This is a genomic window from Kutzneria sp. CA-103260 (assembly GCF_018263855.1).
GTDB lineage: Bacteria > Actinomycetota > Actinomycetes > Mycobacteriales > Pseudonocardiaceae > Kutzneria.
Genome location: NZ_CP073318.1, coordinates 11,182,846 through 11,205,689, shown reverse-complemented (window position 1 = coordinate 11,205,689; position 22,844 = coordinate 11,182,846). Strand labels below are relative to the sequence as shown.

Here is a 22,844-nt window from a genome sequence, read left to right as displayed (position 1 = left end):
TGTACGGGTATTCATCTATTGGAGGATGCATGCGGATCGCGGTGATGGGCACAGGCGGTGTCGGCGGCTACTTCGGCGCACGGCTGGCCGCGGGCGGGCACGACGTGGCGTTCATCGCTCGCGGTTCGCAGCTGGATGCCTTGCGCACCAAAGGGTTGCACGTGGAGAGCCCGCGGGGTGACCTGCATCTGCCCGAGGTGACCGCCACCGATGACCCCGGCACCCTCGACCCGGTGGACCTGGTGCTGTTCGGGGTCAAGCTCTGGGACACCGAGGCCGCCGCGGAGCAGATCCGCCCGCTGCTGCGAGCCGGGACGGCGGTGGTGTCGTTCCAGAACGGCGTGGTCAAGGACGAGATCCTGAGCCGCGTTCTCGGTCCCGAGCACGTGTTGGGTGGCGTCTGCTACATCGCGGCCACCATCGCCGAGCCGGGCGTGATCCAGCACTCGGGTCCGATGCAGAAGCTGGTGTTCGGCGAGTACGGCGGCAAGTCGACGCCGCGGGTCGAGGCTTTTCGGGACGCCTGCGTGGAAAGCGGCATCGACGTCGAGGTCAGCCCGCGCATCGAGCGCGCGGTCTGGGAGAAGTTCGTCTTCCTGGTCGGCCTGTCCGGCACCACCAGCCTGGCCCGCACGCCGATCGGCCCGATCCGCGCCAACGACAAGTCCCGGGCGTTCCTGCACGACGTGATGGAGGAGGTCGTCGAGGTGGCCCGCGCGTCAGGTGTGCCGCTGCCGGGCAGCTATGCCGACGACCGAATGGCCTTTGTGGACACCGTGCCGGCGACCATGACCTCCTCCATGCACCACGACCTGGAACGCGGCAATCGGCTGGAAGTGGCCTGGTTGAGCGGAGACGTCGTCGCCCGCGCCCGCAAGCTCGGCGTGCCGGCCCCGGCCAACCGGGCGATCGCCGACCTGCTGTCCGTGCACGCCGCCGGCCGGCCATGAGGGAGTGTCACCGATGAAGCAGATCGTCGAGATCGATGGCGTCGCGCAGGCGTACGAGGTGAGTGGGCAGGGACCGGTGGCGATCGTCCACTCCGGAGGGCCGGGCATCGACTCCGCGTACCTGCGAATGCCCTTGCTGGAACAGCATCTGACGATGGTGTACGTCGACCCGATCGGCACCGGGCAGAGCGGTCTCCTGCCCGGCGGCGGCTACAGCGTGGCCACCTACGCGGAGTTCTCCCGCAAGCTGATCGAACACCTGGGCGCCACCAAGCCGTACTTCATCGGGCACTCCCACGGCGGCTTCGTCGGACTGGAGCTGGCGATGGCCAATCCCGGACTGCTGGGCGGACTCATCGCCTACAGCACGGCCACCGTGTACGGGCCCGAGCTGTTCGTGGAGGCCGGCCGCCAGATGGCCGCCTTCGTGCGCCGCTGGCCGGACGAGCCGGACGCGGTGCGCGCCGGACAGGCGTGGACCGAGAACCAGGCCACCGGCGGCGAGTCGTCCGAGGGCGAGGCGGCGCACACCCGGTTCCTCCAGAACATCCTGCCGGCCTACTTCGCCAACTACTGGGCGACGGTCGCGGCCCGGGGCCCGTTGACGCTGCAGGTGCGCGACGATCCGGCGCGCAAGCCGGACAGCTGGGACGGGCGCGACCGGCTGGGCCGGATCGACGTGCCCACGCTGGTGGTGTCCGGCCGGTACGACTTCATCTGCCCGCGCCAGTGGTCCGACCAGCTCGTCGCCGGCATCCCCGACACCACCTATCTGCGGCTGGACGAGAGCGGCCACTTCGGTTACCTGGAGCAGCAGGACCTGTTCGTGTCGACGGTGGCGGAATTCGTCAAATGACGACCCTGCGGGCGCTGGAGTGCCTGGTGGCGCTGGTGGACGCCGGCTCGGTGACCGCCGCGGCGGCCTCGCTGCAGATGTCGCAGCCGGCGCTCTCGCACCAGATCGCGGCGCTGGAACGGGAACTGGAGACGCCGGTGATGCACCGGCTCGGCCGCGGCATCCGGGTCACCGCCGCCGGCCTGGCCGCCGCCGAGGAAGCCCGCAAGGCCCTACGGGCCGCGGCCGACGCCGTCCACATTGGACGCCAGGTCGGCGCGGGCGAGCACGGCCGGCTGCGGATCGCTTGCGCCGAGACGATGACCGCGTGGCTGCTGCCGGTGCTGCGGCAGTGGCGGATCCGGCGACCCGAGGTGACCCTGGAGTTGGCCGAGCACAGCAGCGCCGACCGGATGGTCGCGGCGATCGCCGCCGGCACGGTGGATCTGGCCGTCGGCCCACGGCCGACCGCGACCGACGAACACCTCGAACTGCTCGGCGAAGAGGAGATCGTGGTGGTGGCGCCGGAAGGGCACGCCTTCGCCGGCGCCGCCGTGACGATGGCCGACCTGGCCACCCAGCCGTTTGTCCACTACACCAGGGACAACGGCCTGTCAGCCTGGATCGACCAGCTCGCCGCGCACCACCGAGTCCAGCTGAAACCCGTGCTGCGCACCAGAAGCCCGCGCACGGCGGCCCAGCTGGCCGCGGCCGGCATCGGGGTGGCCATCGTGCCGTCCTCGGCGCTGACGTCCCGGGGATCGGGCGTGGTGTGCCGCCTCACGCCGCCGATCCGCCGGGACATCGTCGTGGTCGTCGCCTCGCCGTCCGACACGCTGGCCGCCCGCTTCGCCGCGGACCTCCGCCAGCGGGGCCGGCCGACCGAGCAGGGCCAGGGCGTGCCGGTCTAGAGCGCGCCGATCGCCTCGCACGCCTTGCGCACGCCGTCGCCGTAAGCGGGATCGGCCTTGGCGCAGTTGGCGATGTGCTTCTCGACCGTCTCCGGCCGGGCGCCCTTGATGGCCCGGGCAGTGTTGTCGAACAGGGCCTGCTGCTGGTCGCCGGTCATCAGCCGGAACAGGTCGCCGGGCTGCTGGTAGTAGTTGTCGTCGTCGGCCCGGAAGTCGAACCGGTCGGCGGTGGCGCCAACGGCCTGCGCCGGGTCGGCGTACGCCGGCTGCTCGGCCCAGCGGCCGAAGTTGTTCGGTTCGATGCCCGGCACGCCGCCCTGGTTGCCGTCCACGCGCATCGCGCCGTCCCGGTGGTAGGTGTTCACCAGGCCGGCGGCCCGCGGATAGTTCACCGGGATCTGGTGGTGGTTCACGCCCAGCCGGTAGCGGGCCGCATCGCCGTAGGAGAACAGGCGGCCCTGCAACATCTTGTCCGGGCTGAACGAGATGCCCGGCACCAGGTTGGCCGGGGTGAACGCGGCCTGCTCGACGTCGGCGAAGTAGTTGTCCGGGTTGCGGTTCAGGGTCAGCTCGCCGACCTCGATCAGCGGGTAGTCCCGCTTGCTCCACACCTTGGTCAGGTCGAACGGGTGGAACCGGTAGTCGTCGGCGTCCGCCTCGGGCATGACCTGCACGTGCAGCGTCCACTTGGGATGGTCGCCGCGCTCGATCGCCTCGTACAGGTCGCGCTGGTGCGACTCGCGGTCGCCGGCGATGACCCGGCCGGCCTCCTCGTCGGTGAGGTTCTGGATGCCCTGCCGGGTGCGGAAGTGGAACTTCACCCAGAACCGCTCGCCGTCGGCGTTGATCAGGCTGAACGTGTGCGAGCCGAAGCCGTGCATGTGCCGGTAGGACTTGGGGATGCCGCGGTCGCTCATCACGATGGTGACCTGGTGCAGGGCCTCGGGCAGGTTCACCCAGAAGCCCCAGTTGTTCTCCGGGTCACGGAGGTTGGTGCGCGGGTCGCGCTTGACCGCGCGGTTGAGGTCCGGGAACTTCAGCGGGTCCCGGAAGAAGAACACCGGGGTGTTGTTGCCGACGACGTCCCAGTTGCCCTCCTTGGTGTAGAAGCGGGTCGCGAAGCCGCGGATGTCCCGCTCCGCGTCGGCCGCGCCGCGCTCGCCGGCCACCGTGGAGAAGCGCATGAACAGGTCGCACTCGTTGCCGATCCGGTCGAACAGCGCCGCCTTGGTGTAGCGGGTGATGTCCCCGGTGACCCGGAACGTGCCGAACGCGCCCGAGCCCTTGGCGTGCATCCGCCGCTCCGGGATCACCTCGCGGTCGAAGTGCGCCAGTTTCTCCAGGAACCACAGGTCCTGCAACAGCATCGGGCCGCGCGGCCCGGCCGTCAGGCTGTTCTGGTTGTCGGCGACCGGCGCGCCGGCCGCGGTCGTCAGCGGCTTGGTGTTCTCTTCGAAAGCCATCACGCCTCCCTGGGGGTCACCGCCACCGAACCACGTACTCTGGAATGAGTCAAGAAAACGATCTGATCAAGACAGCGACCCCACGGATCGAGACACGGCCGCCCGGGCGAGGGCCACCCACGCCCGGACGGCAGGCCTCCCGGCACACCCCACGTCACGAAGGGTCCCTTCCTGACGTTGAACGAGAGGAAGGGGCCCTTCACAGCACAAGGGACACTTGAGGCGGGGCAGCCAGCTGGCTCACACTTGCCGAATTCCGCTCGCCCGGGTGACACTCGGGCGAGTATTCGCACCGCCGATCATGCCCGTTTCACCGCCGCCCGGAAACGGCTTTCACCCGATGGACCGCAATCCGTGTCCGTCGGCGCGAACAATGACCACGCGGCGTGAGCCGAGGGCCAGGATCAGCCGGCCGTCGGTGGCGCCGCACACCTCGAAGCCCTGCACCAGGTACTGATCGACCGCCTCGTTGACCTCGGCCGCCGACCGCAGCCGAATGACCCGCTCGTTGGACGGCGCACGCATGACGGGCTCGTTCACCGGGCTTTTCCTTCGTCTCGCATGGGTGTGCGCGGAAAGGTACCGCATCGCCGAAAGAATCGCTCGGTCCCATGCGGGGAACGAATGGCCGCCGACGGAACGGCGAATATGTGACGTCGATCCCGACAGCGGACCGACAGCCCACGCCCAGGAAACGCTCAAGATCACCGGCGACGGTGGAGGCATGAGCACCCGCGTCCGCACCCTGGGCATCGGCGCGCTGGCCGTCGGGGCCGCGCTGATCGCGCTGCTGGGCGTGCTGCCCTCGTCCGACGACGTCAGCGTGCTGCGGCAGACCATCAGCCAGTACGGGCTGACTGACAACAGTTGGCTCTTCAACCTCGCGGTGCTGCTGGTGGCGGCCGGGTCGGCGGCGATCGTCGCAGTGCTCCGCGCGCAGCGCCGGCTGCCGACAGCGTCGGTGGTGCTGGGCTCGCTGTGGACGGTGGGGCTGCTGGTGATCGTGGCGTTCCCCAAGACGAACTGGGCGGTCCAGGGCGCGGGCACGGTCGGCGGCACGCTGCACCGGAGCGCCAGCGTGATCGCCTTCGTGGCGTTGCCGATCGCCGTGTTGTGCGCGGCCGGCGCTGCTTTCCCGGACGCGCCGGGGCGGCGCACGCTGGCGCGCGTGCTGGGCTGGGCCTCGCTCGGGTGGTTCGTCGCCATCCTCGCCGCGGTGCCGGTGGGCATCGTGGTCGGCGGCAACTGGTGGGAGCTGATCCCGCTCGGGCTGATGGAACGCGGCCTTGCCTTCACCGAGGTGCTTGCCCTGGCGGCGCTGGCAGTGCCGGCCAACGCCGTCACAGTCCGGACGTGACCGCCAGGCCGGCCCGCACGTCCGCGATCCGTTGCCGCCACTCGTAAAGACAGCGGCTACCTGTCGCTGGGCGATTCGTCCTCACTTTCTGCTGGGAAAGGGGCTTTCCCTGCGTTCAATGCGGAGAAAGCCCCCTTCCCATCGAAACGGCGGCTAGGGGGCGACGAAGACGCAGAACGGGTGGCCGGACGGGTCGGCGTAGACGTACAGGGGCTCCCGCGGATCCGCCGATCGGTCCTCCAGCATCCGCGCCCCCAACGCCAGGGTCCGCTCGTGCACGGCATTGAGCTCGTCGATGGTCGACACGATCAGGTCGAGGTGCAGCTGCTGAGGCTGCTCGCCGTCCGGCCATGTCGCCGCCGGCAGCACGTCGACCTGCTGAAACGCGATCTGGGTGCCGCCCGGGTTGCGCAGCACCAGCCAGTCGTGGCCGTTCGGGTCGGGTTCGCCGGGGGCGGGCGGCTCGTCGCCCTGGCGGTAGTGCAACCCGAGCAGCTGGCGGTAGAACTCGGCCAGCCCGCGGGCGTCGGTGGTGTCGAGCACAACCTGACGGAGAATCGGCACGGTTTCCACACCACGCAGCCTGGCACGGTTCTACGCTGGCCAGGTGCCAGTCACCGAAGATGTCCGTGCCGCGGCGCGCCGGTTCCTCGATCCCGACGACGAGATCCGCTTCATCTTCCCCGCCTCCCTGGTGCTGAGCTCGCGGCCGTACGTGCTGGTCGTGGTCAGCCGCAAGGCGCTGAAAGTGCTGACCACCGGGCGCTGGAGCCGGCACATGCCCAAGGCGGTGGAGGCGGAGTACCCGCGGCAGACCCGGCTCGGCCCGGTCACCCTGCACCTGGGCGCGACGTTCCGGCTCGGCGGGCTCGAGTACGAGCTGGACGAGGAGTACGTCGCCGTGCTCAACGCCGCCGACCTGGAGCGCGGGGCCGGCGAGCTGCCGCCGGACCCGCTGCCCGACCTGTGACGGGGTTCGCCGGGCACGGCTAGATCCGCATCGCCGACACCGGGCTCTCCCGTGCGGCGCGGCGGGCCGGCAGCAGACCGGCGAGCATCGTCAGCGCGACCAGGCCGGCGGCCGCGGCCAGCAGGGTCGGGACCGGCACGGCCAGCGGCGCGCCGAGGCCGAGCGACAGCACCGCCAGCCACGCGTGCGGCACGCCGATGATCAGTCCGAAGAGGACTCCAATCACGCCGTGCAGCGCGGCTTCCGACACAGTCATGCCACCCAGCGCCAGCCGGGTGAGGCCGATCGCCCGCAGCATGCCGGATTCCCGCCGCCGCTCGACCACCGACAGCGCGGCGGTGGTGCCGACGCCGACGATCGCGATCAGCAGCGTGAGCGCCAGCACCGACAGACCGAGGATCTCCAGCGAGGCCACCAGATCACGCTGCCGGTCCCGGTCCTGGGACAGCACCTCCACCTGCACGCCGGGCCCGTAGCTCTGCGGATGGTCGGTGGTCAGCAGCACGTTGGTCGGCTGCTCGGGCACGCCGAGGTGGCTCAGGTCGTCATGGTCGAACACCATCAGTGTGCCGGCGATGTTCTCGCCGACGACGATCGCGGCGATGCGGATCTGCCGGTCGCCGGCCGTGATCGTGTCGCCGACCTGGGCGTTCAGCATGTGGGCCTCGGCGGCGGAGATGGCCGCCCGGCCGGGGCCGAGATCGTCCAGCGAGCCGGCGGCCGCCCGGATCTCGTTGAACAGCGGAAGCTTCGGGATGTCCACATCAGACACATTCAGGTTCCACTTGGCCCCGTTGACCACGATGTCCTGCCGCGAGACGCGGAACGACAGCCCGTGCAGCTGGGCCAGCACGTCGGCGGGAATCGGTTGGCCCTCCTGAGACGCCGTCACTTTGACGTCGGCCGGTAGTCCGGCCGCGACCTGGGCGTCGTTGAAGGTGCGCACGGTCTCGCCGCCGACCAGCACGCCGGTCAGCAGCCCGGTGCCCAACGCCACCACCGCCGAGACGGCCGCCGCTCGCCGGGGCGCGCCGCCAACTCCTTGCACGGCAAGGCGACCCGTCGGCCCCAGCGGGGCGAGCACAGCGCCGATGCCCCGCAGCATCGGCCGCAACAACACCGGTCCGAGCGCCAGCAGGGCGCAGAACGTCACCGTGCCGCTGGCGATGGTCAGCAGCAGGAAGTGCAACGTGCTGCCGCCCGGCCGCGAGGTGTCGGTGATGCCGTCACCGAACGCGGTGTTCACCACGAATCCCGACGCTGCCAACAACACCACGCCGATCCCGACTCGCAGCCAGCTCGCCGTCGACGAATCACGCTCGGTGTCGGTGACCCGCAGCGCCTCCAGCGGCGACACCCTGGTCGCGGAACGAGCCGGCGCCAGCGCGGCCAGCATGGTCACCAGGACGGACACCAGGACCACCAGCGGCGTGAAGGCCAGCACCGGCCCAGGCCCGCTCACACCGAGCAGGAACGCCACCAGGAAGCCGACTCCGATGGCCGCCGCGGTGCCGAGCAGGCCGGCGACGAAACCGACCACGGCACCTTCGGCGACGAAGGCGCGCACGAGCTTCCGTCGCGGTGCGCCGACCGCCCGCAGCAGCGCGGTCTGCCGGATCCGTTGCGCGAACACGATTCGGAACGTGGAGGTGGCGACCAGCAACGCGGCGATCACCGCTACGACCACGAACGCCGTCAGCACCGCCAGCAGTTGCTCGACCCTGCTGCCGGCCTTGTCGATCTCCGCCTGCCGGGCCTCGTCGGCGCTCCGCACCAACGGGAGGGTGGCCGATCCCTTGATGTCGATGCGGGTCAGCCGGGCCGGCGTCACCGCGAGCAGGTTGGTGTCGGTGATATAGACAGCCGGCCCGTCGGCCGACGGCGCGTCCACGATCGCCGTGACGGTCAACGACTTTCCGCCCACCGGCACCGTCGACCCGATCGCCAGCCCGGCGGTGGTCGAGGCGGCGATCTTGCCCGGTTCGGTCGGATACGTGCCGGACTCGACCCGGATCCGGCTCAGCGGGCCGGTTCCCGGGTCGGCGGTGAGCTGGAGCCGCCGGCCGTCCACGGTCAGCGGCGCGACCAGCCGGCCGGCGGCCTCGACGACACCGGGCGTGTGGCGGATCTTGTCCAGCTGGGTCGCCGGATCGTCGCCGGTGGCCTCGGCCACCTCGTCCACGCCGGGCGGAATGCTGGTGATCGTGCTGTAGGCGGCGGCCTTGGCGATGTCGTGGGTCAGCATGGCCGCCGTGGCGAAGAACGCGGCGACCGCGATGGCGATGCCGGTCAGGGCCAGCCGGGCCGGCTTGCGCAGCACGCCCCGCAGGTGGGTGGCGGTGAAGTTCATGCCGCCACCTGACCGTCACTCATGCTGACGATCTGGTCCGCGTACGATGCGGCGACCTGATCGTGGGTGACCAGGACAATCGTCTGCCCGAAGTCCCGCACCGCCGCCCGCAGCAGCTCCAGGACCTGCGCGCCGGCGGCCGAGTCCAGGTTGCCGGTGGGCTCGTCGGCGAAGACCACCTCAGGCCGGCCGAGCATGGCCCGCGCGATGGCCACCCGCTGCTGCTGGCCGCCGGACAGCTCGGACGGCAGGTGCCGCAGCCGGTCGGCCAGGCCGAGCAGGTCGACCAGCTCGCCGAACCGGCGTTGGTCGACGGACCGGCCGGCCAGGCTGGCCGGCAACAGGATGTTCTCCCTTGCGGTCAACTGGGGCAGCAGGTTGAAGGACTGGAAGACAAAGCCGACGCGGTCCAGCCGCAGCCGGGTCAACCGGCCGTCGGACAGCGCGGTGAGGTCGGTGTCGCCGAGCAGCACCCGCCCGGACGTGGGCGCGTCGAGACCGGCCAGGCACTGCATGAGGGTGGACTTGCCGGAGCCGGAAGGGCCGACGATGGCGGTGAGCCGGGCTCGGCCGAACTCGACGCTCACCCCGTCCAGCGCCCGAACTCGCGCCGCCCCGCGCCCGTAGACCTTGACCAGGTCGATCGCGCTGATCGCTGCTGACATGTCCTCAGCCTCGCCGTCACGACCGCCGGCCCGCCTCTGTCCTTGGACGGGTCCGGCTATGACTTTCGGCCGACCTGCGGACTCCGCCGGACTGGTTAGGCTGCCGGGCATGCGTTACCTGTGGGCACTGTGCTGGCTCGCCGGCGCGGCCCTGCTGCTCGTGCTGGGCGGCTTCGACTACCTCGTCGGCACCATCCGCGGCGACACCCTCGGCCTGGTCGAGCTCGGTATCGGCGTGCTGGCCGCCCTGGTCGCGCTGGCCGGCTCCGCACTGGGCCCGGTGACACTGCCGCTCATCACGTTGCTGCCGGCGGCGGGCATGTTCGTGGGCACGGTGATCACCGCCGCACAGAGCACCAGGCGTGCGCCGCTCGCCTTCGCCGCAACGGTCGCGCTCGGCTTCCTGATCATGCTGATCGCCTGGCGCGGCCGGACCGTGCTGGCGGTGATCACCGTGCCGCTCGTGTCGGCGGCCGTGGTGCTGCAACCAATCCTGCCGCGGTACAGCGACGTCAACGTGATCGCCGCGCTCGCGCTGTCGTTGATGCTGGTGGTGGCGGTCGCCGCCGGGGTGGCGGCCCGGCTGGTGGTGATCAGCCGGGAGCGCCAGGAAACGGCGATCCGGCTGTCCCAGCGGGCCGACTTCGCCCGCGACCTGCACGACTACGTCGGCCATCACGTCACCGGCATCGTGCTGCTGGCCCAGGGCGCCCGCGCGATGGCCGAGAAGAAGCCCGAACTGGTGCTGCCGGCGCTGGAGCGGATCGAGCAGGCCGGCACCGAGGCGATGGCCACCATGCGGCGCATGGTCGGCCTGTTGCGGGAGGGCGACGCCACGACCGACTTCAGTCCACTCGCGACAGTGGACGACGTGCGGACGCTGGTCACGGAATTCGGCGCGGGCGCGAATCTTGAGCTGGACGGAGAATTCGGCGACCTGCCGCCCGAACTTCAGTCCACTGTGCACAGAGTGGTGATGGAGGCGCTGACCAACGTGCGCAAGCATGCGGACGGCGCGCGGGAAGTCTCCGTGTCGGTGTCCAGGTCCGGCGAGTGGGTGCGGGTGCAGGTGACCGACGACGGCCGCGGCAAGCACACCGGGCGCGGCGGCTTCGGGTTGCGGGGGCTGCGCGAACGGGTGTCGGCGCTGGGTGGCAGCATCGAGGCCGGGCCGCGGGCCGCCGGCGGCTGGCTCGTCGCCGCAAGCCTGCCCGTGGGAAGGAACTGAGCTTGCCCATCAAGGTGCTGATCGCCGACGACCAGGCCATGATCCGCGCCGGCCTCGCGATGATCCTGGCCGCCGAGGACGACATCGAGGTCGTCGGCGAGGCGGTGGACGGCGTGCACGCCGTCGAGCTGGCGCGGAAGCTGGCCCCGGACGTGGTGCTGATGGACATCCGAATGCCCAAGATGGACGGTCTGCAGGCGCTGCGCCGGCTGACCCGGCCGGGCCTGGCCGCCGGGCCGAAGGTGGTCGTGGTGACCACCTTCGACAACGACGAGTACGTCTACCAGGCCCTGCGCGGCGGCGCGTACGGCTTCCTGCTCAAGGACTCCGGCTCGGCCCTGCTGGTCGAGGCGGTCCGCGCGGCCGCCGCCGGCGAGGCCCTGGTCAGCCCGGCGATCACGGTGAAACTGTTGCGGCAGCTCAGTTCCCCGTCCTCGACGCCGCTGTCGGCCGACCTGTCGGCCCGGGAGCTGGACGTGGTGCGGCTGGTGGCCCGGGGGCTGACCAACACCGAGATCGCCGAGCGGCTGTTCATCTCCGTCGGCACGGTGAAGACGCACCTGGGCAACGTGCAGACGAAGCTGTCCGCCCGCAACCGGGTGGAGATCGCCATGTGGGCCTGGCAGTCAGGAGTTGTCGACCGCTGAGGCGATGTCGGCCAGCAGCGCGGCCAGCTCCGACGGCATGGACAGGAACGGCGAGTGGCTGGCGTCGAGCCGGCGGACGTCGTCGGCCTGCCGGGCCATTTCCTCCTGGACGGCCGGCGGCACCGCCTTGTCCTGCTCGCACACGATGTATGTGGACGGAATGTCCCGCCAGCCGGCGCCGATCTGCCGGTCCCGGGCCGCCTGCGCGCTCTGCGGCCGCAGCCTGGCCACCGCGTCCCGGGCGACGTCCGCCGGCACGTCGGCGTAGAACGTGTCGATCGGATTGTCGAACGGCGGCACGAACTCCAGGTCGGCCGGCAGCTCCCGGCCGGACAGCGCCAATGGCGACTGGCCGTCATCGATCTGGAACGCCGCGAGGTAGACCAGCCGCGCGATGTTGCCGGCCCGCACGGACGCCTGCGACACCACCTCACCGCCGTAGGAGTGGCCGACCAGCAGCACCGGCCCGTCGATCGAGTCCACCTTCTCCCGGACCACCTTCGCGTCCGCCTCGACGCCGTACTGCGCACCCGTCATGCTCGGCAGGTCGACAACGTGCGTCACCCGGCCCAGCTTGTCCAGCTCCGGACGCAGCAGTTCCCAGCACCACGAGCCGTGCCACGAGCCGTGCACCAGGACTATCTCCACCGCGGGCATGCCTGTCCCCTATAGCTCTGTGCCGATATTCCGGCAACAACGGTAGGCCTGCCCTGATCGCGATCAATGTCCGGGTGTCACCGGCCGCCGCCCGCGCATGATGCCTGGGCGTCCGGACAATCTGCCCGATCAGCCCAGCGACGCGCTCGCCGCGCGCAGCTCGTCGAGGGCCGCCAAGAGATGGGCGACGAGCCCGTCCTCGACGGCACGGTCACCTTCGGACCATTCGGCGTACCCCCGCTTGAAGGCGAGGACACCGAGCTCACTGGCGAGGGCGGCGGTCGGATCGGGCACGCCGCGGGCGACCAGGGCAGCGGTCATGGCGGCCGCGAGGCTGACGCTCTTGAGCGCGTCGCGCTCCTGGAGTTCGCGGCAGGCGGCGACGGCCGCCTTCAGCCGGGGGGCGATCTCCCGGCTCATCGGGCCCATCGCGGTCGAGGCGCGCTCCAGACCGGCGGCGACCGCCTCGAGCGGGCTGGCGTCGGCGGGCGCCTCGGCGATGCCCTCGGTCAGCAGTTGGCTCAGCGTCTCCTGCCCGGCGACCAGCAGCTCGCGCTTGTCGGGGAAGTGCCGGAAGAAGGTGCTCTTGGTGACCCCGGCGCGCTCGGCGATCTGCGCCACCGTCGTGGCGTCGTAGCCCTGCTCGGTGAACAGGTCGACGGCCGCCATGACGAGGCGCTCACGCGCGCCCGGCTCCCATCGACCCATGGGACCATCATATGCGACGGGATCTTTGTCCCATCACTCTGCTACGGTGATGAGACAAGAGTCCCATCACTCACGGGAGAGCGCCATGCGCGTCTTCATCACCGGCGGCACCGGGCTGATCGGGTCCGCCGTCGTCGCCGAGCTGATCGGCAACGGCCACACCGTCCTCGCCCTCGCCCGCTCCGACGCCTCCGCGCGGGCCGCCTCGACGGCCGGCGCCGAGCCGATCCGGGGCGGCCTGGCCGACCTGGACGTGCTGCGGGCCGGCGCCGCCCAGGCCGACGGCGTGATCCACCTGGCCTTCGCGAACGACTTCAGCAGCCCCGCGGCCCTGGCCAACGCAGTCGCCGAGGAGAGCACCGCGTTAGCCACGCTCGGCGAGGCACTCGTCGGCAGCGACCGGCCCTTCGTCGCCTGCTCGGGCACGCCCGCCGTGCCAGGCCGCGCCTCCACCGAGACCGACCCCATTCCGACCGAGGGACCGGTCGGCGGTCGCGGCCGTGCGGTCGCCGGAGTCCTGGGCCTGGCCTCGCGCGGGGTGCGGAGCTCGGCCGTCCGCCTGCCACGGACCGTCCACAACGAGGGAACGGGCGGATTCGCCGGCGTGCTGACCGGGATCGCGCGTCAGAGCGGGGTGTCCGGCTACCCGGGCGACGGCACGCAGCGCTGGCCGGCTGTGCACGCCCTCGACGCCGCGGTCCTGTTCCGGCTCGCCCTGGAGCAGGCGGAAGCCGGCACCTCCTGGCATGCCGTGGACGACGAGGGCGACCAGGTGCGCGACATCGCGGCGGTCATCGGCCGACGGCTGGGCCTGCCCGTCGAGTCCGTGCCGGCGGAGACCTACGGCCCGCTCGGCGTCATCTTCGCCGCCGACCAGCCGGCGTCCAGCGCCCACACCCGGCAGGTGCTCGGCTGGCAGCCGAAGCACCCGAGCCTGCTGGCCGACCTCGAAAACATCCAGGCCTGAGCGGAGGTTCTCGTCATGACGACAGTCGTCTTCGGCGCTCGCGGCAACGTGGGCCGGCACGTGGTCGACGGCCTGCTGGCCGCCGGCGCGCAGGTCAGAGCAGTCAGCAGAACCCCCGGGCCGGACACCGTCCAGGCCGACCTCGATCACCCCGAGACGCTGCCGGCGGCGTTCGACGGCGCGGACCGGATGTTCCTGTACGGAATGCTCGATCCCCAGCAGCCGTACGACACCGAAAAGGTCCTCGCGGCGGCCGCGGCCGCGGGGATCCGGCAGGTGGTGCTGCTGTCGTCGGTGTCGGTGCTGGACCCGGACGCCGACCACCCGGTCCCCCGCGTGAACCGCGCGATCGAACAGGCCGTCCAACGAGCCGGACTGGACTGGACGTTCCTGCGGCCGGGGAGCTTCGCCACCAACACTCGCACCTGGTGGGCCGGCTCGATCCGCGCCGACAACGTCGTCCGCCTGCCCTATCCACTGGCCCGGACGGCGCCGGTGCACGAGAAGGACATCGCCGCGCTCGCGGTGGCCGCCCTGACCGAGCCGGGCCATTCGCACCAGGCGTACACCATCTACGGGGCCGAATCCCTGACCCTGCAACGCCAGGTCGAGCACATCGGTGACGCCATCGGACGCACCATCGGGATCGAGCACGTCTCCGAGGATGAGGCCCGCGCGGAGGTCGGCCGGACGATGCATCCGGTTGTGGCGGCGGCGATCGTGGGCCAGTGGGCGGCCGCCGCCCGCGTGCCGGCCCCGACCTCGTCCATCGTCGAGAAGATCACCGGTGCGCCGGCGCACAGCTATGCCCAGTGGGCCATCAGCCACGCTGACGATTTCCGCTGAGAATCATCAGTTGGCCGTGCTCTCGGTGATGTCGGCGTCGCACTTGGCCGTGCCCTTGACCGGGGTGTCCTTCTCCACGGTGATCGCACAGCTGACCGGCTTGCCGTCGGCGGACTTGGCCGCGACGGAGACGTGGCCGAGGCCGGCGGCGAGCAGCATGCGGTGGAACGGCAGGGTTTCGGTGGTGGTGGCGGTCGTCGGGGTGCTGGCCGGGGTCTTGTTGTCGGAGTTGCCGGGCTGAGTCGGGTACTCGATGGTGATCTGCGCGCTGCCCTGGCCGTCGACCTGGACCGCGACCTCGTAGGTGTAGCTCTTGCCGCCGCAGGCCGCGAGCAGGCCGCCGGTCGCGAGCAGGGCCAGCGCGGGGAGCAGGCGAGTGTTCGTCATGACCGGAATACTCGTCCGCCCCGTGCCGGCCCCGCCTCTGCCTGCAGCCAGACCCGGCTATGACTTTCGGCCGATCAGCCCTTCACCGAACCGCTGAGGCCGCCGACGATGCGGCGTTCGGCCAGCACGAACACGCCCAGCGCCGGCACCATCGACAGGGTGGTGAAGGCCAGGATCCGAGCCGTGTCCTGGGAGTACTGGGACTGGAAGGTCGCCACCCCGAGCGGCAGCGTGAAGTGCGACTGGTCGTTGAACACCAGCAGCGGCAACAGGTAGGCGTTCCAGCTGGTGACGAAGGCAAGCACTGTCACGGTGCTCAGCGCCGGCATCGACAGTGGCAGCAGGATCCGCCAGAAGAACCCCATCCGCGACGCCCCGTCCAGGACCGCCGCGTCCTCTACCTCCTGGGGTATCTCCAGCATGAAAGGCCGCAGGATGAGGATCGTCACCGGCAGCGAGAAGGCCGCCTCCGGAATCGCCACTCCCAGCGGGTTCTCCAGCAAGCCGATCTGCCGCAGCAGGAGGTAGAGCGGCAGCGACGCCACGGCCAGCGGGAACAGCAGGCCGATGGTGAACAGACCGTACAGCGCCTCCCGGCCGGGAAACCGGTAGCGCGACAGGGCAAATCCCGCCATCGCCCCGAACCCCACCGCCAGCGCCGTGGCGATCACGGCGATCACGGCGCTGTTCCACAGGAACTGCCAGAACGCGGATGCCCCGAGGATGGCGGTGAAGTTGTCGACCACCCAGGGACTCGGCCAGCCGACCGGGGCGGCGTTGACCTGGGCGGTGGTGCGGAAGCCGCCGATCACGACGAACAGCAGTGGCACCACGGTGATGCCGAGGACGAGGACGGCGGCGAGATAGGCGATGACGGTGGCGGGTTTGGTCATCGCAGCGCCCCTTCCGTGTCCCGCCGCAGCGCGAACCGCTGGTACACCAGGGCGAACGCGAAGCAGATGATGAACAGCACCACCGCGACCGCGCTGCCGTAGCCGAACTCGTAGCGTTTGAAGCCGTGGTCGATGAGGTAGGTGGCCATGGTCGTGGAGGCGTTGGCCGGGCCGCCGAGGGTCATGATCCAGACGACGTCGAACAGCTGGAGCGACCCGATCACGCTGAGGAAGATCCAGATGCGGACGGTGGGGCCCAGCAAGGGAAGCACGACCCGACGGGTGGCTTGCCAGGCCGAGGCGCCGTCGAGGGCGGCGGCCTCGCGGAGCTCGCGGGGGATGCCCTGCAGACCGGCCAGCAGCAGGATGATGCCGAAGCCGATGTACTTCCACGTGATCACCACGAACAGGGTGAGCAACACGACCCGGGGATCGGCCAGCCACTGATGGATCAGGCCGTGCAGGCCGAACGCCGACAGCACCTGGTCGACGAAGCCGCCGGGTTGCAGGATGAGCAGCCAGATGACCGCGGTGGTGGCCTCGGACAGCACGTACGGGGCGAACACCACCAGCCGCAGGACGGCCCGGCCGCGCAGCTTTCGGTTGAGCAGCAACGCCATCGACACGCTGATCGGCAGCTGGACGACCAGCGACAGCACGACGATCACCAGGTTGTGCAGAACGGCGCCCTGGAACACGGCGCCGGTCAGCACGTCCCGGTAGTTGCCGAGGCCGACGAAGTCGGTCAGCGAGCCGAAACCCTGCCAGTCGTAGAGGCTGTAGTACGCGGCGACGCCGATGGGCGCAAGCACGAAGCCGACGAACAGCAGCAGCGCGGGACCGAGCAGCAGGGCCAGTTCGAGCCTGCGGGTCACCGGTCCCCCGTCGCCGCCTGGCCGACCGACTGCACGATGCCGGCCGGGGTTCCCTTGCCCGCCATGAAGTTGGCGATGGCGTCGTTGAGCGCCTGCCCGACGGCGGTCGGCATGGCCACGTCGAAGTAGGTCTGCACATAAGTCGCCTTGCGGCTGTAGTCGAAGACCGCCTTGAGGGTCGGGTCCTTCAGCGCCGAGGCGGCGTCCGGGTTGACCGGCAGCCCGATGCCGGCGGCCGCCAACTTGGTCTGCACGTCCGTGCTGGCGATGTACTTGAGGAAGTCGGGGCAGGCCGGCGGGGCGGCCGTGGTGCAGGAGAAGCCGTCGCCGCCGCCCAGGGTCACGCCCGGGTCGCCGGCTCCGCCTTCGACCGTGGGGAACGGGAACCAGCCGAGCTTGCCGGCGAAGTCCTTGTCCTCGGTCAGCGACGCCATGGTGCCGGGCTCCCAGTCGCCCTGGAGCTCCATCGCGGCCTGCCCGTTGGCCACCATGCCGGCCGAGCTGCCGGCCCCCTGCTGCGCCGGCGTGCCGAGAAAGCCTTGCTGGAACGGGTTCTTGGCCAGCAGCGCGGCCAGGTCCTGGCCCGCCTTCAGCCAGCACGGGTCGTCCAGCTTCAACGTCTTGACCGACTGCTTGAGCACGTCGGTGGCGCACTCGCGGACCGCGAAGTAGTCCCAGTAGAAGGCGTCCGGCCAGCGGTCCTTGCTGCCGATGGCCACCGGCGTGACACCGGCGGCGCGCAGCTTGTCGATGGCCGCGCCGAAGTCCGCCATCGTCGCCGGCGGCGCACTGATGCCCGCCTGGGCGAACAGGTCCTTGCGGTACCAGAAGCCGACGACGTGCTGGTCGTAGGGCACGCCGTACTGCTTGCCGTCCACCTGCCAGCCGGCGGCGGCCTGGCCCAGCTGCCCGATCCAGCCCGACACCGACGAGGTCAGGTCCAGCACCTTGCCGGACTTGATCTGGCTGGCCTCCTGCCCGCCGCCCCACTGCTGGTAGAGCCCGGGCGGCGAGTCGGACTGCAGGGCCAGCGGCACCTTGGTCTGGAACTGCTCGTTCTGGATCGGGTCGACGGTGACCGTGACGTCCGGGTGCGCGGCGTGGTAGCCGTCGGCCACCGACTGCCACAGGCTCTTGAGCGGGTCGGAAGTGCCGTTGTGCCACCAGGTGAGCGCGCCGGAACCGGTGGTTCCGGTCGAGCCGCACGCGGCGAGCAGCAGCGCGGCGGCCAGGGCAGCTAACGGCCGGATGCTTCGCATGACAGGTCCACTCCTGACGACGTCGGCCGGCGGGACCGGGCTCGTTGGCCCAGATGTGGTGCCACAGTCTGCGACGGCCCCGACCTCGTGTCAATCGTTGTCGATAACGTTTTACATCGCTATCGTCGGAGCCGTGCAGCCGAGCTCACGGGTCACCATCCGGGACGTCGCCGCCCGCGCCGGCGTGTCGGTGGCGACCGTCTCCAAGGTCATCAACGACCGCTACGGGGTGTCCGCCGACACCATGGCGAAGGTCCGCGCGGTCATCGCCGAACTGGGCTACGAGGCCAGCCTGGTGGCCCAGAGCCTGCGCAACCACCGGACCAACGTGATCGGCATCCTGGTCGCCGACATCGAGCCGTTCAGCACCGAACTGCTCAAGGGCGCGGCCGACGCGATCCGGGACACCGGCTACGAGCTGGTGGTCTACTCGGCCGGCGGCCGCACCGGGGACAAGCTCGGCTGGGAGCGGCGCTACCTGTCCCGGCTGTCCGGCACCCTGGTCGACGGGGCCGTGCTGGTCACGCCGAGCGTGCTCGACGTGCGCTTCGACGCCCCGGTGGTGGCGGTCGACCCGCACACCGGCCCGTCCGGCCTGCCGACCGTCGACTCGGACAACCTGACCGGCGCCCGACTGGCCGTTGAGCACCTGCTTTCGCTGGGGCACAGGCGAATCGCGATGCTCACCGGGCGCGAGGACCTCCAGTCGGCCCGGCTGCGCGAGCGCGGCTTCCGGGAGGCGATGGCCGACGCCGGCGTGCCGGTGGATCCGGCGCTGGTGCTGCCCGGCGACTACGACCCGGTGGTGTCCGCGGCGGCGGCAAGGCGGCTTTTGTCCCATGAGACGCCACCGAGTGCGGTTTTCGCGGCGAACGACGTGTCGGCGATCGCCACCGTCGACGTGGCCGCGGAGCTGGGCCTGGCCGTGCCCGAGGAGCTGTCCGTGGTCGGCTTCGACAACATCCCCGAGTCGGCGCTGAACATGCCGCCGCTGACCACCGTGGACCAGCCGATCAAGGTGATGGGCCGGCAGGCCGTCGAGATGCTGGTCCGGCTGGTGCGCGGCGAGGAGATCGACAAGACCCACGTCACCCTGGACACCCATCTCGTCGTGCGGGGGTCGACATGCGCCCCGCGGTAGAGCCGCCGGACCGGGTCCGCGATCTGCTGGCGCGGCTGACCGTCGCGGAGAAAGTGGCCCAGTTGCAAGGCATCTGGGTCGGCGTGGACGAGGGCGGCGGCGTGGCCCCGCACCAGCACGACATGGCGGCCGAGCCGGTCGACTTCGACACCGCCACCCGGCACGGCATCGGCCAGCTGACCCGGGTTTTCGGCACTCGGCCGGTGGATCCGGAGCTGGGCGCCCGCGCGCTGGCCCGCAGCCAGCGGCGGATCATGGCGGCCAACCGGTTCGGCATTCCGGCCATGGTGCACGAGGAGTGCCTGACCGGACTGACCGCGTGGCAGGCGACGATCTTCCCGGCACCGCTGTGCTGGGGCGCCACCTTCGACCCGGAGATCGTGGAGCGGATGGGGGCGGCGATCGGCCGGGGCATGCGGTCGCTCGGCGTGCACCAAGGGCTCGCGCCTGTCCTGGACGTGGTGCGGGACCTGCGATGGGGTCGGGTCGAGGAGACCATCGGCGAGGATCCCTTCCTGGTCGGCGTGATCGGCAGCGCGTACGTGCGCGGCCTGGAGTCGGCCGGGATCGTGGCCACCCTCAAGCACTTCGTCGGCTACTCGTCGTCCCGGGCCGGCCGCAACTTCGGGCCGGTGTCGATGGGCCCGCGTGAGCTGGCCGACGTGCTGCTGCCGCCGTTCGAGATGGCGCTGCGGGCAGGTGCGCGGTCGGTGATGAACGCGTACACCGACAACGACGGCATCCCGGCCGCCGCCGACGAATCCCTGCTGACCCGACGACTCCGGGAGGAGTACGGCTTCACCGGCACCGTCGTCGCCGACTACTTCGCCGTGTCGTTCCTGGAGACGTTGCACAAGGTCGTCGGCACACCGGGGGAAGCCGCCGGTCTGGCGCTGCGGGCCGGCATCGACGTCGAGCTGCCGACCGTGAACTGTTTCGGAGCACCGCTGCTGGCCGCCATCGACGACGGGACCGTCGACATCGGACTGATCGACCGCGCGGTTTCCCGTGTGCTGACGCAGAAGTGGGAACTGGGCCTGCTCGACGACGACTACTCCCCCGAGCCCGCCGGCCCCGTCGACCTGGATCCGGCGGAGTCCCGGTCCTTGGCCCTGGAGCTGGCCCGACGGTCGATCGTGTTGCTGCACAACAAGGGTGAGTTGCCACTGCCGCCCGGCCGGCGGGTCGCCGTGATCGGCCCACGGGCCGACGACCCGCACGCGGTGATGGGCTGCTACTCGTTCCCGGTGCACGTCGGGCAGCACCATCCTGATGTGCCCCTTGACCTTTCCGTGCCGACCCTGGCCGAGGCGCTGCGCCGCGACTACGACGTCACCTATGCCCTGGGCTGTCCGGTGCTCGGCGGCGAGGACGCCGACATCGCCGCGGCCGTGGCAGCCGCCCGGGACGCCGACTGCTGCGTTGTGGTGCTCGGCGACCGGACCGGCATGTTCGGTGCCGGCACCTCCGGCGAGGGCTGCGACGCCGCCGACCTCCGCCTGCCCGGACGGCAGGAGGAACTGCTGGAGGCCGTGCTCGACACCGGCACGCCCGTGGTGCTGGTGCTGCTTGTCGGCCGTCCCTACGAGATCTCCCGGCAGGTCAACCGCCTGGCCGCCACTGTGTGCGGCTTCCTGCCCGGGGAGGAGGGATCGACCGCGCTCGCCGACGTGCTCAGCGGGCGGGTCGATCCCTCCGGCCGGCTGCCGGTCAGCTTCCCGCGTGCCGGCACCAGCCACCCTTCCACCTACCTGTCCTCGGTGCTGGGTCAGCGCAGCGAGGTCAGCAGTGTCGACCCGACGCCGCTGTTTCCCTTCGGGCACGGGCTTTCCTACGCCTCGGTCAGCTGGCTGGACGTCTCGTGCCCGCCGGTCTGGCCGACCGGTGGCGAGTGCCGGCTGTCCGTGACCCTGCACAACGGCAACGACCGGCCGGCGACCGAGGTCGTCCAGGTGTACCTGCATGACCCGGTCGCCGAGGTGGTCCGCCCGGTGCAGCAGCTCATCGCCTTCGCCCGGGTCAGCCTGCCGGCCGGTGGCACGGTCCGGGTCGACTTCGCCCTGCACGCCGATCTCACCTGCTACACCGGGCTGTCCGGACAGCGACAGGTCGACCCCGGCGTGGTGGAGCTCCGCATTGGACGGTCCAGTGCGGACATCCATGCCGCACTGCCGGTGACACTGTCCGGCCCGCGACGGTTGGTCGGGTTCGATCGCGTGCTGCGGCCGGTGATCACTCAGGTGGCGATCCCCACACAGTGACCGATCGACGACGGATCATCCAGGCAGGCCAGCATGTAGTGCGCGACATCGGCCCGTGAGATGGTCGCACCGGAGCGGATGTTCTGCTCGTGAGCGAGGCGGTACTGGCCGGTCAGCGGCTTGTCCGTGAGCTTCGGCGGCCGCACCGACGTCCAGTCCAGACCGCTGGCCCGCAGCGCGTCCTCCATGATCGCCAGATCCGTGTAGTGGTCGTGGAAGAGCCGCCGAATGCCCGGCGTCAACACGTTCCGCATGATGAAGCCCTCCGCCGGGTCGTGCCGCGGCGGGTTCGGCCGGTCCGGGGACGGAGTCGTGGACACCGGCGCGGCGCTCACCACCACGATCCGCCGCGCGCCAGTGGCCTTCATCGCGCTGATGATCGCCTTGGTCCCGGCGGAGGTGATCGCGTTGGGCTGCCGGGCGTTGCGTGGCCCCAGGCCGGACAGCACGGCGTCCGCCCCGCCGACGGCCGTCTCCAGCACACCAGGCTCCACAGTGGACAGATCGGCCCGCACCGTGTGCACGGTAGACGGCACCTTGCTGGGGTCCCGCACCACCGCCGTCACCTCGTGGCCGGCGGCCAGCGCCTGGTCGAGGACACAGCGTCCAATTCCCCCGGTCGCCGCGAAAACAGTGATCTTCATGGCCTCTCCCCGAAGACATAGGCGTTGTCGGCGGCCCAGCGGGCGAACGTCAGCGCCGGCCGGCCCAGGATCCGCCGCACCTCGTTGGTGACCGGCGCCGGCACGCCCACCGAGCGGGCCTGCATGGCCAGCAGTCGGGCGGCGAACTCCGCCGGGAGCCCCTGCGCCACCATCGCCTGCCGGGCCAAGTCCGGCGGGGCCTCCACGTAGTTGAGCTCTCGGCCGATCGCGTCGCCGATGGTCCGCACCATCTGCTCCTGGGTCAGCGACTCCGGCCCGGTCAGCACCGGCCGCATGCCGAGCAGGTTGTCGTCCAGGAACGCCCGTACCGCCACCTCGGCGATATCGCGTTCGTGGATCGGCGACCAGGTTGCCTTCGCGTACGAGCCACGCACTTCGTCGCCGCGCCGGATCTGCTCGGCCCACAGCCCGAACGAGTTGGCCGCGAACGTCCACGGGCGCAGCGCCACCCAGTCCAGGCCGCTGGCCGTGACCGCCCGCTCCACCTCACGATTGCGGTCGCCTCGCCAGCGTGACGGCTGCCGGTCGAGATCGTCGTCCACGTTCGCCGCCGACAGTGCCACCACCCGGCGTACGCCATGCTCTTTCGCCGCCCCGACCAGGTCGGCCCCGATCGCGCGGGGATTGGCGAACAAGCCGGTGACTCCCTCCAGCACCGGCTTGTCCACCACCTCTACGATGCGCGGCAGGCCGGCCGGGTTCCGTGCCACCGCCCGCACCTTGAGGCCGGCGGCCACCAGCAGTTCCACGAGTGGGCGGCCGACCGTGCCGGACGCCCCGGTTACCAGGATCATGCTTCCTCGACGACA

24 protein-coding genes are annotated in these 22,844 nt (G+C 70.8%); 11 read left to right on the top strand and 13 right to left on the bottom strand.

Features of this window, described 5'->3' with window-relative positions:
* Window positions 1–29: 29 nt before the first annotated feature.
* The 3 genes from JJ691_RS50420 to JJ691_RS50410 are packed head-to-tail and all read left to right on the top strand — an operon-like array spanning window position 30 to window position 2,696.
* The gene (locus tag JJ691_RS50420) at window positions 30–950 is read left to right on the top strand and encodes a ketopantoate reductase family protein (protein WP_211766452.1); all 921 of its coding nucleotides are present in this window, start codon (window positions 30–32) and stop codon (window positions 948–950) included.
* Window positions 951–963: 13 nt separating this feature from the next.
* Window positions 964–1,806: an alpha/beta fold hydrolase gene (locus JJ691_RS50415; protein ID WP_211766451.1), complete on the top strand. Its 843-nt coding sequence runs from the start codon at window positions 964–966 to the stop codon at window positions 1,804–1,806.
* Window positions 1,803–2,696 (top strand): LysR family transcriptional regulator, encoded by an 894-nt coding sequence (locus tag JJ691_RS50410; RefSeq protein ID WP_211766450.1) that lies wholly within the window; start codon window positions 1,803–1,805, stop codon window positions 2,694–2,696. The genes JJ691_RS50415 and JJ691_RS50410 overlap by 4 nt, the downstream gene beginning before the upstream one ends.
* Here the strand turns inward: JJ691_RS50410 and JJ691_RS50405 are convergent.
* Window positions 2,693–4,159: a catalase gene (locus tag JJ691_RS50405; RefSeq protein WP_211766449.1), complete on the bottom strand. Its 1,467-nt coding sequence runs from the start codon at window positions 4,157–4,159 to the stop codon at window positions 2,693–2,695. The two genes, JJ691_RS50410 and JJ691_RS50405, sit on opposite strands and share 4 nt — an antisense overlap.
* A 333-nt stretch (window positions 4,160–4,492) precedes the next feature.
* Window positions 4,493–4,699, bottom strand: a complete 207-nt coding sequence (locus JJ691_RS50400) for a hypothetical protein (RefSeq protein WP_211766448.1) — start codon at window positions 4,697–4,699, stop codon at window positions 4,493–4,495.
* 184 nt (window positions 4,700–4,883) lie between these two features.
* On the opposite strand from JJ691_RS50400, the gene JJ691_RS50395 reads away from it, so the two are divergent.
* Complete coding sequence (locus JJ691_RS50395) at window positions 4,884–5,516, top strand: DUF998 domain-containing protein (protein ID WP_211766447.1); 633 nt, start codon at window positions 4,884–4,886, stop codon at window positions 5,514–5,516.
* Between the two features lie 153 nt (window positions 5,517–5,669).
* On the opposite strand, the gene JJ691_RS50390 is transcribed toward JJ691_RS50395, so the two are convergent.
* The gene (locus JJ691_RS50390) at window positions 5,670–6,089 is read right to left on the bottom strand and encodes a VOC family protein (RefSeq protein ID WP_249227560.1); all 420 of its coding nucleotides are present in this window, start codon (window positions 6,087–6,089) and stop codon (window positions 5,670–5,672) included.
* 34 nt (window positions 6,090–6,123) lie between these two features.
* Between JJ691_RS50390 and JJ691_RS50385 the strand changes: the two genes are divergently transcribed.
* Window positions 6,124–6,486, top strand: a complete 363-nt coding sequence (locus JJ691_RS50385; RefSeq protein WP_211766446.1) for a hypothetical protein — start codon at window positions 6,124–6,126, stop codon at window positions 6,484–6,486.
* Between the two features lie 19 nt (window positions 6,487–6,505).
* On the opposite strand, the gene JJ691_RS50380 is transcribed toward JJ691_RS50385, so the two are convergent.
* Both JJ691_RS50380 and JJ691_RS50375 read right to left on the bottom strand, forming a co-directional pair.
* On the bottom strand, window positions 6,506–8,836 hold the full coding sequence (locus JJ691_RS50380) for an FtsX-like permease family protein (RefSeq protein WP_211766445.1): 2,331 nt from the start codon (window positions 8,834–8,836) through the stop codon (window positions 6,506–6,508).
* A complete protein-coding gene (locus tag JJ691_RS50375; protein WP_211766444.1) occupies window positions 8,833–9,501 on the bottom strand; it encodes an ABC transporter ATP-binding protein in 669 nt (222 codons plus the stop codon). The genes JJ691_RS50380 and JJ691_RS50375 overlap by 4 nt, the downstream gene beginning before the upstream one ends.
* A gap of 109 nt (window positions 9,502–9,610) precedes the next feature.
* Between JJ691_RS50375 and JJ691_RS50370 the strand changes: the two genes are divergently transcribed.
* Both JJ691_RS50370 and JJ691_RS50365 read left to right on the top strand, forming a co-directional pair.
* Window positions 9,611–10,729, top strand: a complete 1,119-nt coding sequence (locus JJ691_RS50370; protein WP_211766443.1) for a sensor histidine kinase — start codon at window positions 9,611–9,613, stop codon at window positions 10,727–10,729.
* 2 nt (window positions 10,730–10,731) lie between these two features.
* A complete protein-coding gene (locus tag JJ691_RS50365; protein WP_211766442.1) occupies window positions 10,732–11,376 on the top strand; it encodes a response regulator in 645 nt (214 codons plus the stop codon).
* On the opposite strand, the gene JJ691_RS50360 is transcribed toward JJ691_RS50365, so the two are convergent.
* Together JJ691_RS50360 and JJ691_RS50355 are read right to left on the bottom strand one after the other, a co-directional pair.
* The gene (locus tag JJ691_RS50360; protein WP_211766441.1) at window positions 11,356–12,033 is read right to left on the bottom strand and encodes an alpha/beta fold hydrolase; all 678 of its coding nucleotides are present in this window, start codon (window positions 12,031–12,033) and stop codon (window positions 11,356–11,358) included. The two genes, JJ691_RS50365 and JJ691_RS50360, sit on opposite strands and share 21 nt — an antisense overlap.
* 129 nt (window positions 12,034–12,162) lie before the next feature.
* On the bottom strand, window positions 12,163–12,741 hold the full coding sequence (locus JJ691_RS50355; protein ID WP_211766440.1) for a TetR/AcrR family transcriptional regulator: 579 nt from the start codon (window positions 12,739–12,741) through the stop codon (window positions 12,163–12,165).
* 85 nt (window positions 12,742–12,826) lie between these two features.
* Here JJ691_RS50355 and JJ691_RS50350 point away from each other — a divergent pair, with 85 nt between their 5' ends.
* Both JJ691_RS50350 and JJ691_RS50345 read left to right on the top strand, forming a co-directional pair.
* Window positions 12,827–13,708, top strand: a complete 882-nt coding sequence (locus JJ691_RS50350) for an SDR family oxidoreductase (protein ID WP_211766439.1) — start codon at window positions 12,827–12,829, stop codon at window positions 13,706–13,708.
* 15 nt (window positions 13,709–13,723) lie between these two features.
* Entirely contained in the window at window positions 13,724–14,554 is an 831-nt protein-coding gene (locus JJ691_RS50345; RefSeq protein ID WP_211766438.1) for an NAD(P)H-binding protein, read from the top strand.
* Window positions 14,555–14,560: 6 nt separating this feature from the next.
* Here JJ691_RS50345 and JJ691_RS50340 read toward each other — a convergent pair whose 3' ends face one another.
* From JJ691_RS50340 to JJ691_RS50325, 4 genes are all read right to left on the bottom strand, one after another.
* Window positions 14,561–14,941: a hypothetical protein gene (locus JJ691_RS50340; RefSeq protein ID WP_211766437.1), complete on the bottom strand. Its 381-nt coding sequence runs from the start codon at window positions 14,939–14,941 to the stop codon at window positions 14,561–14,563.
* A 74-nt stretch (window positions 14,942–15,015) separates the two neighbouring features.
* Entirely contained in the window at window positions 15,016–15,834 is an 819-nt protein-coding gene (locus JJ691_RS50335) for a carbohydrate ABC transporter permease (RefSeq protein WP_211766436.1), read from the bottom strand.
* Window positions 15,831–16,709, bottom strand: coding sequence for a carbohydrate ABC transporter permease (locus JJ691_RS50330; protein ID WP_211766435.1), 879 nt, complete (start codon window positions 16,707–16,709; stop codon window positions 15,831–15,833). The genes JJ691_RS50335 and JJ691_RS50330 overlap by 4 nt, the downstream gene beginning before the upstream one ends.
* Complete coding sequence (locus JJ691_RS50325; RefSeq protein WP_211766434.1) at window positions 16,706–17,968, bottom strand: extracellular solute-binding protein; 1,263 nt, start codon at window positions 17,966–17,968, stop codon at window positions 16,706–16,708. The genes JJ691_RS50330 and JJ691_RS50325 overlap by 4 nt, the downstream gene beginning before the upstream one ends.
* A gap of 133 nt (window positions 17,969–18,101) precedes the next feature.
* Here JJ691_RS50325 and JJ691_RS50320 point away from each other — a divergent pair, with 133 nt between their 5' ends.
* Both JJ691_RS50320 and JJ691_RS50315 read left to right on the top strand, forming a co-directional pair.
* A complete protein-coding gene (locus JJ691_RS50320; RefSeq protein WP_249227559.1) occupies window positions 18,102–19,109 on the top strand; it encodes a LacI family DNA-binding transcriptional regulator in 1,008 nt (335 codons plus the stop codon).
* Complete coding sequence (locus JJ691_RS50315; RefSeq protein ID WP_211766432.1) at window positions 19,094–21,370, top strand: beta-glucosidase family protein; 2,277 nt, start codon at window positions 19,094–19,096, stop codon at window positions 21,368–21,370. Before JJ691_RS50320 ends, JJ691_RS50315 begins: the two co-directional genes overlap by 16 nt.
* On the opposite strand, the gene JJ691_RS50310 is transcribed toward JJ691_RS50315, so the two are convergent.
* Complete coding sequence (locus tag JJ691_RS50310) at window positions 21,346–22,014, bottom strand: NAD(P)-dependent oxidoreductase (RefSeq protein ID WP_211766431.1); 669 nt, start codon at window positions 22,012–22,014, stop codon at window positions 21,346–21,348. The genes JJ691_RS50315 and JJ691_RS50310 overlap by 25 nt on opposite strands.
* A complete protein-coding gene (locus JJ691_RS50305; protein WP_211766430.1) occupies window positions 22,011–22,829 on the bottom strand; it encodes an NAD(P)H-binding protein in 819 nt (272 codons plus the stop codon). Before JJ691_RS50305 ends, JJ691_RS50310 begins: the two co-directional genes overlap by 4 nt.
* Between the last annotated feature and the right edge of the window lie 15 nt (window positions 22,830–22,844).

What these genes read in the sequence shown, in the direction of transcription:
- JJ691_RS50380 (WP_211766445.1), bottom strand. Translation starts at nt 8,836, where the DNA reads ATGAACTTCACCGCCACCCACCTGCGGGGCGTGCTGCGCAAGCCGGCC.
- JJ691_RS50345 (WP_211766438.1), top strand. Translation starts at nt 13,724, where the DNA reads ATGACGACAGTCGTCTTCGGCGCTCGCGGCAACGTGGGCCGGCACGTG.
- JJ691_RS50375 (WP_211766444.1), bottom strand. Translation starts at nt 9,501, where the DNA reads ATGTCAGCAGCGATCAGCGCGATCGACCTGGTCAAGGTCTACGGGCGC.
- JJ691_RS50325 (WP_211766434.1), bottom strand. Translation starts at nt 17,968, where the DNA reads ATGCGAAGCATCCGGCCGTTAGCTGCCCTGGCCGCCGCGCTGCTGCTC.
- JJ691_RS50405 (WP_211766449.1), bottom strand. Translation starts at nt 4,159, where the DNA reads ATGGCTTTCGAAGAGAACACCAAGCCGCTGACGACCGCGGCCGGCGCG.
- JJ691_RS50410 (WP_211766450.1), top strand. Translation starts at nt 1,803, where the DNA reads ATGACGACCCTGCGGGCGCTGGAGTGCCTGGTGGCGCTGGTGGACGCC.
- JJ691_RS50395 (WP_211766447.1), top strand. Translation starts at nt 4,884, where the DNA reads ATGAGCACCCGCGTCCGCACCCTGGGCATCGGCGCGCTGGCCGTCGGG.
- JJ691_RS50360 (WP_211766441.1), bottom strand. Translation starts at nt 12,033, where the DNA reads ATGCCCGCGGTGGAGATAGTCCTGGTGCACGGCTCGTGGCACGGCTCG.
- JJ691_RS50415 (WP_211766451.1), top strand. Translation starts at nt 964, where the DNA reads ATGAAGCAGATCGTCGAGATCGATGGCGTCGCGCAGGCGTACGAGGTG.
- JJ691_RS50355 (WP_211766440.1), bottom strand. Translation starts at nt 12,741, where the DNA reads ATGGGTCGATGGGAGCCGGGCGCGCGTGAGCGCCTCGTCATGGCGGCC.
- JJ691_RS50340 (WP_211766437.1), bottom strand. Translation starts at nt 14,941, where the DNA reads ATGACGAACACTCGCCTGCTCCCCGCGCTGGCCCTGCTCGCGACCGGC.
- JJ691_RS50305 (WP_211766430.1), bottom strand. Translation starts at nt 22,829, where the DNA reads ATGATCCTGGTAACCGGGGCGTCCGGCACGGTCGGCCGCCCACTCGTG.
- JJ691_RS50370 (WP_211766443.1), top strand. Translation starts at nt 9,611, where the DNA reads ATGCGTTACCTGTGGGCACTGTGCTGGCTCGCCGGCGCGGCCCTGCTG.
- JJ691_RS50350 (WP_211766439.1), top strand. Translation starts at nt 12,827, where the DNA reads ATGCGCGTCTTCATCACCGGCGGCACCGGGCTGATCGGGTCCGCCGTC.
- JJ691_RS50335 (WP_211766436.1), bottom strand. Translation starts at nt 15,834, where the DNA reads ATGACCAAACCCGCCACCGTCATCGCCTATCTCGCCGCCGTCCTCGTC.
- JJ691_RS50420 (WP_211766452.1), top strand. Translation starts at nt 30, where the DNA reads ATGCGGATCGCGGTGATGGGCACAGGCGGTGTCGGCGGCTACTTCGGC.
- JJ691_RS50310 (WP_211766431.1), bottom strand. Translation starts at nt 22,014, where the DNA reads ATGAAGATCACTGTTTTCGCGGCGACCGGGGGAATTGGACGCTGTGTC.
- JJ691_RS50315 (WP_211766432.1), top strand. Translation starts at nt 19,094, where the DNA reads ATGCGCCCCGCGGTAGAGCCGCCGGACCGGGTCCGCGATCTGCTGGCG.